Annotated in this window: 12 protein-coding genes; all 12 read left to right on the forward strand. The window is 37.2% G+C overall.

What is annotated here, in order from left to right; all coding sequences use genetic code 11:
* The first annotated feature begins 166 nt into the window (after nucleotides 1-166).
* The 12 genes from M901_RS11655 to M901_RS11710 all read left to right on the forward strand — a co-directional run bounded on the left by M901_RS11655 (nucleotide 167) and on the right by M901_RS11710 (nucleotide 12332).
* Nucleotides 167-370 carry a hypothetical protein gene (locus tag M901_RS11655; protein ID WP_021278406.1) on the forward strand — a complete coding sequence of 68 codons (204 nt, stop codon included), beginning with the start codon at nucleotides 167-169 and terminating at the stop codon, nucleotides 368-370.
* A 46-nt stretch (nucleotides 371-416) separates the two neighbouring features.
* Nucleotides 417-1016: a hypothetical protein gene (locus M901_RS11660; protein ID WP_021278407.1), complete on the forward strand. Its 600-nt coding sequence runs from the start codon at nucleotides 417-419 to the stop codon at nucleotides 1014-1016.
* 294 nt (nucleotides 1017-1310) lie between these two features.
* Nucleotides 1311-1958, forward strand: a complete 648-nt coding sequence (locus M901_RS11665) for a hypothetical protein (RefSeq protein WP_021278408.1) — start codon at nucleotides 1311-1313, stop codon at nucleotides 1956-1958.
* Entirely contained in the window at nucleotides 1955-2326 is a 372-nt protein-coding gene (locus M901_RS11670) for a hypothetical protein (RefSeq protein WP_034721937.1), read from the forward strand. The genes M901_RS11665 and M901_RS11670 overlap by 4 nt, the downstream gene beginning before the upstream one ends.
* A gap of 32 nt (nucleotides 2327-2358) precedes the next feature.
* Complete coding sequence (gene uvrB, locus M901_RS11675; protein WP_021278401.1) at nucleotides 2359-4365, forward strand: excinuclease ABC subunit UvrB; 2007 nt, start codon at nucleotides 2359-2361, stop codon at nucleotides 4363-4365.
* Nucleotides 4366-4578: 213 nt separating this feature from the next.
* Complete coding sequence (locus M901_RS11680; protein WP_021278410.1) at nucleotides 4579-5517, forward strand: hypothetical protein; 939 nt, start codon at nucleotides 4579-4581, stop codon at nucleotides 5515-5517.
* Between the two features lie 63 nt (nucleotides 5518-5580).
* Complete coding sequence (locus M901_RS11685) at nucleotides 5581-7191, forward strand: hypothetical protein (protein WP_021278403.1); 1611 nt, start codon at nucleotides 5581-5583, stop codon at nucleotides 7189-7191.
* Entirely contained in the window at nucleotides 7191-8426 is a 1236-nt protein-coding gene (locus M901_RS11690; protein WP_021278409.1) for a hypothetical protein, read from the forward strand. The genes M901_RS11685 and M901_RS11690 overlap by 1 nt, the downstream gene beginning before the upstream one ends.
* Nucleotides 8427-8435: 9 nt before the next feature.
* Nucleotides 8436-8987: a hypothetical protein gene (locus M901_RS16635; protein ID WP_021278405.1), complete on the forward strand. Its 552-nt coding sequence runs from the start codon at nucleotides 8436-8438 to the stop codon at nucleotides 8985-8987.
* Between the two features lie 38 nt (nucleotides 8988-9025).
* Nucleotides 9026-9553, forward strand: coding sequence for a hypothetical protein (locus tag M901_RS11700; protein WP_021278411.1), 528 nt, complete (start codon nucleotides 9026-9028; stop codon nucleotides 9551-9553).
* A gap of 101 nt (nucleotides 9554-9654) precedes the next feature.
* The gene (locus tag M901_RS11705) at nucleotides 9655-11379 is read left to right on the forward strand and encodes a hypothetical protein (protein ID WP_021278402.1); all 1725 of its coding nucleotides are present in this window, start codon (nucleotides 9655-9657) and stop codon (nucleotides 11377-11379) included.
* Between the two features lie 137 nt (nucleotides 11380-11516).
* On the forward strand, nucleotides 11517-12332 hold the full coding sequence (locus M901_RS11710; RefSeq protein WP_157679975.1) for a hypothetical protein: 816 nt from the start codon (nucleotides 11517-11519) through the stop codon (nucleotides 12330-12332).
* The last annotated feature ends 44 nt before the right edge of the window (nucleotides 12333-12376 follow it).

Below are 12376 nucleotides of genomic sequence, written 5' to 3' on the forward strand. Positions count from 1 at the left end.
CGCCACGTGGTGCACCAGTGGCGATGATTTATATAATCTAGGGGACTTAGCTTTGATTTAATCCCAAGTGGCGCAGATACTGCACGTTTTTAGTCTTTTACATTTTAAGAATTCTTTTGGGCCGCTAAAACTGAATTAAGAGATCTTATTCAGTCTGGGAGGGATGATGAATATGTTAAAAACTGTTGTCACAGGAATGTCTTTATTTGCCACTTTAAGTGCCTTAGGATCGTTTTCAGGGGTTGAGCTAAAAGGAAGTGGTTGTCAGCCAGAACTTTTTCAAAGGTTTTTTCTCCTGATGGAAAAGAAGTCTCTATACTCTTTGACGATCTCAGCGTTGAAGTTCCTTTTGAAAAGAGTTCGACTTTAATGACTTTGATTCTGTCGTTCAGACAAGGCAGCTAAAAAGATGTGTGATGTCTTTTAAAGTAAAAGTGCCACAAGCAAAGAGGTTGGTAAAAGTTAAATTTAAAAATGACTATAGAGGTTTTGCTTTTGGTGATGAGGGAACCCTTGTTGATATTGATAGTCGTCTGCTTTCTTGGAAGCAGGGATATGGGCAAACTCAAAGAAAGTCAGACATCCTCTTTAAAAAGCAATGGGGGAGCCGAGCTTTTGATAAAGACCTTGAAGTTTCAAAGCAAAAAGTTATTGATGTGAACCAATCTTGTTATGACAGCTCAAAAGATGTTGAGATTGCAGTAAAAAATGACATCAAAGCAGAAATATTAAACCCACAATATGGGGCCCATATCGATGATCTGCCAGCTGCATCACTGGTCTTAGATTCAAATGATGTCTCAGGAAAGTTCAAGCTAAAGTTAGAGTTTGAAGATTGTGGACGACAAACAGGGGGAGATGATTATGACAGACCGACACGTCCAACAAGACCGACGAGACCAGGTCGTATTGACAATCAAACACGTCGTAACATCCAGAAATGTCGTGCTATTGGTGGGACTTGGGATCTTGAAAGAGATACTTGTGAATTAGGAAGAACACGTCGTTGGCGCTAGAAATGGTGCCATTTTTGAGAGAGATATTTAGGAAGTAACTGATTCTTTCTGTCACTTTCTAACATTAGGCCTCGAATGGGGCCTTTTTTAGACAAGGGTAGTGATTTTTATTTCTAAAGGCCGTAATTTCAACTTATGACTTCATGACCAGAGAGAGGGGTTAATGAGCGTTAGTTATCAGTTGAAAGCTGTCGTTGAAGATTATTTTACAAAGTATCCTCATATGAGCATCAATGCTTTTCATTAAAGAGTGGAGTAGCTGCGACAACTTTAAGACGTATTAAGGCAGGAACTGTGAAGAACGATCCTGCCCCACATACGGTCTTAAATATCGTTAGTGCTTTAACAAATGAGAAACGCTTAGATCGATTAGTGAAAGCTTATGATGGATCAATTAGAGAATACCTTCAAGAGTCCTTTGGAAATTTCTTAGATGAGATAGACACACACTATAAATTAGATCTCAATGATATTCTAAAAGATCAGATCACATACTTTATCTATAAGTTAGCTGCTAATAGAAAGGGAACAGATATCGTCGATATTAATTATACTTTTGGTAAACTTGGTGTCGACAAACTTCAATATCTTCTTGAAAAAGGACTGGTATTTGAAGAGGCCGGACGCATACATGCTAGTGAAAAGAATTTCTCATTAGATGTCTCTGTGGCCGCGTCTCATTTACCAGAATTAGTAAAATATTATAAGCCTCACCAAGTAGGAAAAGGGCAGAACTTATTCTACTCAATGAGTGAGACAATTAATGAAGATGGTATTAGAAAAATAAAAGAGATTCAAAAAGAGGCCATCAAGAAAATTCATGCCATCATGAATTCTCCTTTCTACGAAGGAGATATTCCATTCTTTACTCTTGATCTGTGTGACACTCTAAGATTAGGACATGAGACAGTGGAATCAGAAAACACAGGGGTGTTACAATGAGTAAATTAGGAGCCATGATTATACTACTTCTTATTGCTTTCTTTTCTGGGCCACTTGAGGCCGGAGAAGTTACAGGAGCAGGAAGACAAGTTGAAAATATTCTTGAGGCCAATAACTATACCAAGCAAAAGCTTTTGGCCATGGGATTAGAAGTGAAGCTGGGGGAAGTGACTGGAGCGGGTCGAGTTCATGTTGATGATATTCGCATGTTGGTCACAAAGAAGGGTCTTTTCGAGACAAATCAACTTCACCATATCAAATTTAGAGACCCATCAACAGGAAAGTTTGTTTCAGAAGTTAAGAGTTTCGACTTCCCTGATATGCAACTAAACAAATCAAAAATACTTGCCTTTATAGTCGAAAAATAGACACCAAGTTAGAACTCCGCTATTCTTAGATAATGAGTAAATCATCTGAGAATAGCCGAGTTTTTGATCTTCAATCCAAGTTTAGTCCTTGTGGTGACCAACCTGAGGCCATTAAGAAATTATTCCATGGCTTTAGCCATGGAGAAAAGCAGCAAACACTTCTTGGGGTGACTGGCTCTGGTAAAACATTTACGATGGCCAATCTCATCAGTAAACTTGGCAAGAAGACCCTTATTCTTGCTCACAATAAAACCCTCGCTGCTCAACTCTATGCTGAATTCAAAGAGTTCTTTCCTAATAATGCGGTAGAATACTTCGTCTCATATTATGATTACTATCAGCCAGAGGCCTATGTTCCTGGTACTGATACTTATATTGAAAAAGATTCTTCTGTTAATGATGAAATTGATAAACTTAGACACGCGGCCACACGCTCTCTCTTAGAAAGAGATGATGTGATTATCATTGCCTCCGTCAGTTGTATCTACGGTATTGGTTCGCCAGATGAATATGAGTCTTTAAAATGCACTCTCTTTACGGGGGATACGCTAGATCGAGATGAATTCTTAAAAGATCTTGTTGCCATTCAATATGAAAGAAATGACATCGACTTTGTTAGAGGTTGTTTTAGAGTGCGTGGAGATATTGTTGAAGTTTTTCCGGCCCATGAAGATTCGAATGTCATTAGAATAGAGTTCTTTGATGATGAGATTGAAAACCTCACAATTGTCGATCCCTTAAGAGGGACAGTTCTACAAAGCTTACCTAAAGTCACAATTTATCCCAAGTCTCACTATGTTGTTGGTGAGGAAAAAAGAGATAAGGCGGTTGAGACCATTAAGGTTGAACTACGTGAGAGACTCCAAGAATTAGAAGAGCAAGAGAAGCTCGTTGAGAGACAAAGACTTGAACAAAGAACTATGCTTGATCTAGAGATGCTTGAAGAGATGGGGTTTTGTTCAGGGATTGAAAACTATTCTCGCCATATGACTGGAGCTAAGGCCGGTGATCCTCCACCAACTCTTATTGATTATTTTAAAAAGAATTTCTTACTCATTATTGACGAGTCCCATATTACAGTTTCTCAAGTTGGAGGAATGTATCGAGGTGATAGGGCGAGAAAAGAAAACCTCGTCAATTATGGTTTTAGACTGCCTTCTGCTCTTGATAATAGGCCTTTAAATTTCCAAGAATTTGAATCAAAGATGGATGATGTTCTCTACGTCTCTGCGACTCCTGGAAATTATGAGCTTGAACGCACGGGTGGAGAGTATGTAGAACAGATTATCCGTCCCACAGGGCTTCTCGATCCAATCATTGAAGTACGAGATGCGAGCTCACAAGTTGATGATCTTCTTGTTGAAGTAAAGAAGACTGTTAAAAAAGGAGAAAGAGTCCTTATTACAACTCTTACAAAGAAGCTAGCAGAGGAGTTAACAAGCTTTTATCAAAGTGTTGGCGTCAAGGTAAAGTATCTCCATAGTGATATTGATACGCTTGAGCGAATGGAGATTATTAGAGATCTGAGACTGGGAGAGTTTGATGTCTTAGTCGGAATTAACCTTTTGAGAGAGGGGCTGGATATTCCGGAGGTCTCATTAGTTGGAATTCTCGATGCGGACAAGGAAGGCTTCCTGCGTTCTGAGAGATCACTTATTCAAACGATTGGTCGTGCCGCAAGAAACTCCGAAGGGCGTGTTTATCTCTATGCCCATAAGATCACTCGTAGTATGCAAAAGGCCATTGATGAAACAGCTAGGCGTCGCAAGATTCAACATGAGTATAATGAGAAGAATGGGATTACACCTCAGACAATTCTTAAGGAAGTGAGTGGGGGTGTTATTGAGACACTTCGAGGAAATAAGAAGAAGCGCTCAAATAAGGCCGTCAAGGTCGAGATGGACCCACATTCAATTCAAAAGAGGATCACTGATCTCAAGGCCGAGATGAAGGTGGCCTCTCGTGAGCTGCGTTTTGAGGACGCAGCAAAAATTCGTGATGAAATAAAGCAGTTAAATGAAATTTATGTAGCTTTGTGAGCTTTTGTTAACCTTTTATTCACATTTAGCTTCAGGGTCTAACTTCCTGTTTCTAATCATGATTTTCCTTTCACAATTTCAATAGACATTGTGTAGTTCTTACACTATTTAGACACATCCAATTTTTTATATTCAATTTATTTGATAGATAGATTCTACAAAATTAAATTTGCAAAAATAAACTCAATCTCAACTAGAACGTAAGGAGAAAGGATGAGAAATTTATTAGTAGGTATGTTTATGCTACTTACTGCTGTTTCAGCGAACGCAGTTAATTTAGCATTCAAATTTGATGTAACTTCATCAGGAAACTCAATGTATGCTTGTGATGCAGGTCTTAAGCACGCAAAACCAGCAGCAAGAGTATGTTATGACAGAAAAGATCTTCAAGCATGTTCTCCAGCTGTAGCTTGTACAACTGGTGATAACTGTGACTGTGTTTGTACTGGTGGTGGACTTGGTGACACTTCAATCTCTCAAGATGGTGAGTACAGACTAGATTACTTTAAAGCTAGTTATGCTAACTGGACTGACAATGGTGAAGCAGCGACTGGTGTTCAATCTGTAAAGTACACAGCTTCAAAGTCTAACTTTAGAAGAGCTTTCAATGACTCAACTAAATTTGCTAAGCAACTTACTTCTCTAGAGTTCGCTCTTGGGTCAGAAAGATATGGTGCTGAGTACTTCGTAGATATCTGTTTCAGAGCTACTCAAATTGATTACCCATCTCCAAACTCTTACAACAACAATGACAAACTTAACTGGGCCATCAAAGGTGGAGTTACTGTAACTGACCTTGGTTCTGATCTTGCTGGACAAGTTTTTGATTTCAACAATGTTAATGCTAATAATGTTTACTCATCTGAGTCTTACCAAAACCTTTCTGGACTACTAGTTAAAGGTTCAATCTACTGTAAGGCAAAAGGGAAAACAAACCCAGTTCTTAACTATGAATCAGCTTGGACAACTTTCTCTGACGGTCAACTTAAGACACTTATCAACAAGTCTACTCAAGAAGACCTAAAAGGTTGTTACTTCAGATACTCTTTCAAAGAAAGCAACACTACTGGTGTTGAATCTGTAAGAAAGTGGAAGAAGCAAAAAGCTAGAATCTGTACTTACTCTTCAGTAAATGAGCCACTAGAAGAATAATTTGAATTCTATATAAGTGCCTTGGTGTAAGCCAGGGCACACCTTTTAAAACTTGTGAGATATATGAAAAAGCTATTATTTTTAATCACATTCATCTTTAGTCTTAAGTCATTGGCATGTACGTCTGTGACAACTCCATTTCAATTAAATATGGCCATTAGTCCATTGGAGAACAAGTCATTCTTTTATAATGACACAAGACTTATTAATGATAGACCAGATATTAGCTTAGAAAATTGTATCTCAACGGCTCAAAGAGATAAGTACTTAATGTTTGCAGTTGCATTAGAAAACTTTATTCTCTCAGATGACTTTTTAACTTACTCGATTAATGATGCAATTACTGGTTCTGGTGACCAATGTACAATTGAAAATAACCAGTATCAAAGAGTTCAGGATTCATCTGAAAGAAGAAAGAGGCTAATTCAAAAACGTGAGTTCATTAATAAATGTCTTACTTTTAGTATTACTGACTTCTCTCAAGCAGGACTCAATATTTCTGAAGAGCAAGTGGGATGTCAGGTGACTCGTATCTCAAAGTATGCAGCATCTTTTAAAGGTCCATTTTGCTTTGTGAAACCGAATATGGATTCATCTCTATCTTTAACTATTGATGTTGATAAGGCCTGTCATAGTCTTGAAACTTTCAAAGAAAATAAGATTCTTCTTCAGGATGCTCTTGGGGTTCTTTCAATCTACACAGCAGGGGATGAAACAGGTTATTCACCAGATCTTACTGCTGTTAAGCAAACAAATTTACGTGTTTCAGTTAATGCACCTGAAAAGCTTCTTGCGACAAATGCTTATCGTGGAGAGCAAATTCCTGTATGGCCAACGAGTTGGAATATGCCAGATATTTATCTCGCTAAGCCTAAGGCGTATTTAGCGGCATCATCTTATGATGAGCTTTATTTCCCATTTCTTGTTGATAATAGATGTGAGAGGAAATGCCTTGATGGTCTATGCTCAAGCTCTTGTGATTTCACTCAACCAGTGGTTGGTGATTTCGCACTCTTTGAAAAAGGTAGAGGAAGTAAAAAGGAACTTGTCACTTCTTGGTTTGATGGTGGGGTCGCTCCAGCACAATGGCAGGGAATTCTCAATGGTACAGGTGTAAAGCTGCCAAAGAATCTTCTAGAGATTGGTCGTGATTATATACTGGAAGTAGATCTTTCAGATCAAGAGCTAAATTACCTCTCTTTTAAAGGGAGATTGAAGAAACTTGTGACTATGCATAATGTAATTGGTGAAATCAATAGAGAAGGGACGGCCATTCGAGAAATCCCACTTATCAACACTATTGATGACATTGAGAAACTACCTTCAATTAGAACAATTCACGGTATTTCTTTTACTGGTAATGGATTCTTAGGAGTTAAAGAAGCTCTAAGATCTGTTCAGTTAACTTTTAAAAACAGTTTTTGGCCACCATACTTTGAGCAAACTTGTTTCAATGGGAAATGTGTTAAACAGGGTTCAATGAAAAATAAGATTTCTCTTAGCTTTAAACTTGGTGGAACTAAGGAAAAACCAGTTTTTGAAAATGTTGTTTTCCAGAGAAAATCTAATGTCGTTGCTAGTAAAAATATTTCTAATTACAACTTCCCTGTTGTGAACTGTGGTATAGATACTGATGAAGACGATGATCTTGATCTAGGGGACTTTGACTTTTAATGAAATATTTAATCGCTCTTATATTTATTCTTACAGCACAAGTACAAGCAAGAGTTAATTGCCCTGACTATAAGGCCGTTGTTTGTCATGCTGGAAGTGAAATTAACCCTCACTATGTTGAGATTTGTGTTAGCTTCTCATCTCTTTATGGACACCTTGCTGAACATGAAATGGATTACTATGGGGAGTGTCGTCTTAGAAATGTTAAGGCCGCTTATGCTTGTAATGCAGGTATGAGACACAAAGATGCGAATGAGACAATTTGTATTCAAAGAGATAATGATGAGACTCGTTATGTAGCAAGTTGTGGTGAATCTAAGAACTGTATGTGCTCAGGTTTTGTAAACCAATTTGTTTTTGATTATTTTAATGTTGAAATGTCGACATATAATCCATTCTTAGATCTTTCAGCTCTTTCTGAGGTAAAGAATATCCAAGCGGGTCAAGATCGTTTCATGGCCGCGACAAATACTCCTGCCACGACTAAAATCAAGTCCGAGGGAGGTCTTTCTTTCTATCTTGGTTCAGAGAGAATGAATGGAGAATACTTTGTTGATATGTGTTGGACGAATACAACAGGTTCTCAACAATATGATTTAGACTTCTCGCTTTCTTCAAGTATCATTTCTAATATTGATAATGGACAGACATATCCGGAAGTCACAGATCTTAAGTCAAAGTATCACCTCTTTTGTGATTATGACTTTGATGGATATTTTAACTATGACTCTCTAGTTCGAGTTGAGTCATCTCCTGAAGTTCCATTTCAATTAGGGACTTACGCCAATTACGATTTCTCTATTTCTAATGCAGAATTCTGCGTTGTGAGACAAACATTTGAGGAGAGACAGCCAGAGCGTATGAGACCTTGGGATCTTAAGAAGATCACAGTTCTTAATAATCTTAATATTGAGACGCCAATTCCAAATGATGGGCCGATTCGTATCTGTCATGTTCAGGAAATCACTAATGGCGGTGGGCCAGGTGGTAATAATGGAACAAATCACAGTTATGGGCCACATATTGCCGCAGTAACTGTTGGTCAACCTTTTCAAACAGTAAATAAGAAGAAGATCCATGAGTGTACTCAACTCGAATTCAGAGATTCGGATCATTTAAAAGAATATATTAAACACGGTAAAGACAATAAAGAATTTAGAGATATCCATCAACATGATTACGTTGGTAACTGTTACTCAACATGTGGACCGATTCATGGAAATGGAGCCAATTAAGGAGATATTATGAAAAACCTATTACTTGTATTCTTACTGTTAACTAGCTCTTTCGCTTTCGCTTCAGATATTGATGATATGTTTGGTGATGGTGAAGATCAATTCGTATTCGACAGATTTTCTGATGAATCAATTCTTCTAGAAATTGATAGAGCCGCTGCAATTTCTTGTGACAAAGGTCTTTGTACACTTCACTCAATGGAGTCTCGTTATGGTGGATTCGAAGTAAGTTTTGGAGTTGGAGAAGGAAATGGTTTCCAAGCAGGTGGAAAAGATGGTGTAAATATTTATACTGATGGATATGGAGCTTGTAACACTTGTGGACAACTAAACTGGGGATTCCAAGTTAAATATTCTAAAGGTAAATGTACTCAAACTGTTAAAGTACCTAAGTCTGTTTACTATGCAGTTAACAGATATATGTATGGACTTATGACTGATGAAGGTGGAACAAGAAGAGGTTTCACTCCAGCTGATGAAGCGATGATCATGTTCTATACAACTATTATGAACAACGTAAAAGGTTGTACTAAAGTAAATATAGTTAAAATATCTTCATAAACAGGGAAAAATCACTGGTTTTTTCCCTGTTTTTTTTTATGAAAAACCTATTACTTGTATTCTTACTGTTAACTAGCTCTTTCGCTTTCGCTTCAGATATTGATGATATGTTTGGTGATGGTGAAGATCAATTCGTATTCGACAGATTTTCTGATGAATCAATTCTTCTAGAAATTGATAGAGCCGCTGCAATTTCTTGTGACAAAGGTCTTTGTACACTTCACTCAATGGAGTCTCGTTATGGTGGATTCGAAGTAAGTTTTGGAGTTGGAGAAGGAAATGGTTTCCAAGCAGGTGGAAAAGATGGTGTAAATATTTATACTGATGGATATGGAGCTTGTAACACTTGTGGACAACTAAACTGGGGATTCCAAGTTAAATATTCTAAAGGTAAATGTACTCAAACTGTTAAAGTACCTAAGTCTGTTTACTATGCAGTTAACAGATATATGTATGGACTTATGACTGATGAAGGTGGAACAAGAAGAGGTTTCACTCCAGCTGATGAAGCGATGATCATGTTCTATACAACTATTATGAACAACGTAAAAGGTTGTACTAAATAAATATAGTTAAAATATCTTCATAAACAGGGAAAAATCACTGGTTTTTCCCTGTTTTTTTTACAAAAAATCTCATTGAGATCGAACTTATAGTAAAAGAGCTTATGTACAAATTTATCCTTTTATTTCTATCACTTACAGTATTTGCTGGTAGCGATTTTCACTACTGGGATAAGGGTCTATCTGAGCTAGATCTCGATATGAATCCTCTTGAACTAAGAAATCGTGCCGGTTGTGCTAAGGATTCTCTTTTACCTACTAAGTCAGCTTTCTTAATGCTGGATAATACAACTGCTGCAAAGGCCGCATATCGCTTGGCCAAAGTTACTGGTCAAGACTCAAATCAAGTTACGAAAGATGTTATTAGAAGTTTCAGAAAGAAGGTGATTTATCTAACTGAGACGATTCACCATAAACTTATGACGAGGCAGCTACCAATTTTGCCTGTTATTAAAAGTTCAAATCATGTTCCTAGTTACTACAGCTCAATGATTAAGAGTTGTTTTGAGCAAAAGCACTGTAAGGAGCTTGATTACTATTTAAAAAGACTATGGAAAAATAGTGAGCTTAATGAATCACCTGTTTCTAAGATCATTAAAAATTATAAGATTGATAACTTCCATTCAGAAGAAAATTATTTTAATCAGTCTAAAGTTGATGGGAACTCTAGAATTTCTTGTTTTAAATTGAAGAAATTCTCTCCTTTGCAGGCCCACTTATTTGGAACTAAGCCAGATAGAGAAGTTCTTCAAAAAATGGCCGAAAGCTTAAAGAATACAAATGACTATCTTGGTTCATGTGATCAAGAGGATGAACTTACAAATCTTAAGGTTTCTGGATATCAATTTGATATTCAGGGAATTAATGAAAAATACTGGAATAAGAAAATTGGTTTCGATTATTGGAACTCAATGAAACTCTACATGGCATGGGCCTTTCAATATGTGAAAGTCGTTAATCCTTCCCATGAGACAATTCTTAAAAACTCTAAGGCCGCAGAAACAATTCTATTCACATCAAATGGTTGTAAGAGTATTGATACTCCAGAGTGTAGCAATGACTATCTGGCTAAGAATGTTCTTAGAGAGATGGGAAAACGAGATTTTAGAAGAAATGCACTCGATCTAGATGTTCTTTCTCCAATTGTTGAAGGAGCGCAAGATGAGTTACTTGATGACCCATTTACAGAAGTCAATACCGATATCCTTGACTTGGCCAGAAGAGAAAATGCTGATCAGTGGATTGAGTCACTTTTTGATAATTTTGGTAAGACCAAGGCCTTTATTAAGAATAAGCTTGTTTCAGCTCTAAGCTTTTACACAATCCTTGATAAGAAGGTTTCTGTCCATCGCCTAAAAAATGATCTTGTTAAGTACTATGCTAAGGGTGTTACGACTCAAGAAATGAAGAATGATCTTTACTACTTATGCAGTGAAGCAGCAATGGTCTCTCACGAAAGTTTTAGTTTTGCAAAGAAGCATATTTCATTGATTAAAGAGAGTGGATTTATAGATACACTTGATCTCATTTTCCATGGGCAAAGTTTAGAGGCCCTCTTTGATGATTATGAAATCCTAATGGACTCGACTCGTGAGTTTTGTCGCTCAGTTGACCAGAAGAAGATCTGGGATGATAGCTTTAAGCTTGATAAATCAGGTTATTCTCAGTGGTACCTAGACAAGGTTATGCCTAAGTCGAAGCTTAAGTCGACGAAGGATGAAAAATTAAAGGCGCTGAACTCTAAAACTTACTTAGCTTTTAGTTCTAATAATGCTGTTATTTGTGAATCACCTAGTTCTTGTATTAGAAAATCTATGAGCATATTTTAGAAGTTTCAAGAGCTTCTTACTATGCTTCTACTTTCTGGAATGCCAAGAATAAAACAAAAACGAGTGAACTCTTCAACCCTTATGCTGAAAGAGTCGCCTGTCAGGTGTATGATCCTTGGTATAAGCAAAAGTCAATTATGACGAACTTTGTTTCTGACCTCTCTCAAACGGCCATGAGTGCTTTTACTCCTGGAGTTATTTATACGAAGCTGAGCTTGAGACCTGGGCATGTGACATCTTTTAATAAGATGGTTAAAGATGGCAAGATCCTCTTTGATAAGAAATATAAGAAAGAAAGTGTTCAAATGGAGCTCGTCGCTGATTTTGGGCCACTTCTTGGTGCTCCTTGTGCAGTTTCACTGACTGGTAAGAAGAACTACGGATATGAGGCCTATCATTTTGCTGGTATCTCTGTTGGAATGTGCTCGCATAGTGATGAGAACCAGATTAATGTTTATTCTGCTTCAGAAGTCGATAATATCGATCCAGACCAAAGAACGGGTTGTTTCTCATGCCGTCTTAACTTTGAGTCTGTTTCAAACTCGATGGCATATTTTAATTATAAAGTTGGTCCTATCTACTACCTCGTAAGATCTTTTGTAAGACTCTTTCAAGGTTTTAAGGACCCGCATAATATCCCTCGAGACTGGGAGATCAATGTTAGACACTTAACGAATACTTATAGACGTTTTGGCTATATACCAAAGAAGTGTACGAAGTCTCTAATTAAAGGAAAGAGCTGTCTTGGAAGTTCTAAAGAAGAAGCTGCGGTAGATTATCTTCAAGAGCGCTATAAAGTTAATATTAAAGCAGAGAAGAAGTCTTTTAGCGGAATGAAGTTCTTAGTTGAAGGATGCTCAAAACCTATTTCTGTTAGTTTTAACCACGAAAACAACACATCTGGGGTAAGAAATATAAATATTCCAAGTGGATGTGAACTGGAGAAGAAGTAATGAGATTATTCTTTTTCGCATTGATATTTGTAAACTCTGTTTAT

The organism is Bacteriovorax sp. DB6_IX, assembly GCF_000447775.1.
In the GTDB taxonomy this organism is placed as follows: domain Bacteria; phylum Bdellovibrionota; class Bacteriovoracia; order Bacteriovoracales; family Bacteriovoracaceae; genus Halobacteriovorax_A.

What these genes read in the sequence shown, in the direction of transcription:
- M901_RS11680 (WP_021278410.1), top strand. Translation starts at nt 4,579, where the DNA reads ATGAGAAATTTATTAGTAGGTATGTTTATGCTACTTACTGCTGTTTCA.
- M901_RS11685 (WP_021278403.1), top strand. Translation starts at nt 5,581, where the DNA reads ATGAAAAAGCTATTATTTTTAATCACATTCATCTTTAGTCTTAAGTCA.
- M901_RS11705 (WP_021278402.1), top strand. Translation starts at nt 9,655, where the DNA reads ATGTACAAATTTATCCTTTTATTTCTATCACTTACAGTATTTGCTGGT.
- M901_RS11655 (WP_021278406.1), top strand. Translation starts at nt 167, where the DNA reads ATGAATATGTTAAAAACTGTTGTCACAGGAATGTCTTTATTTGCCACT.
- M901_RS11660 (WP_021278407.1), top strand. Translation starts at nt 417, where the DNA reads ATGTCTTTTAAAGTAAAAGTGCCACAAGCAAAGAGGTTGGTAAAAGTT.
- M901_RS11710 (WP_157679975.1), top strand. Translation starts at nt 11,517, where the DNA reads ATGACGAACTTTGTTTCTGACCTCTCTCAAACGGCCATGAGTGCTTTT.
- uvrB (WP_021278401.1), top strand. Translation starts at nt 2,359, where the DNA reads ATGAGTAAATCATCTGAGAATAGCCGAGTTTTTGATCTTCAATCCAAG.
- M901_RS11700 (WP_021278411.1), top strand. Translation starts at nt 9,026, where the DNA reads ATGAAAAACCTATTACTTGTATTCTTACTGTTAACTAGCTCTTTCGCT.
- M901_RS16635 (WP_021278405.1), top strand. Translation starts at nt 8,436, where the DNA reads ATGAAAAACCTATTACTTGTATTCTTACTGTTAACTAGCTCTTTCGCT.
- M901_RS11670 (WP_034721937.1), top strand. Translation starts at nt 1,955, where the DNA reads ATGAGTAAATTAGGAGCCATGATTATACTACTTCTTATTGCTTTCTTT.
- M901_RS11690 (WP_021278409.1), top strand. Translation starts at nt 7,191, where the DNA reads ATGAAATATTTAATCGCTCTTATATTTATTCTTACAGCACAAGTACAA.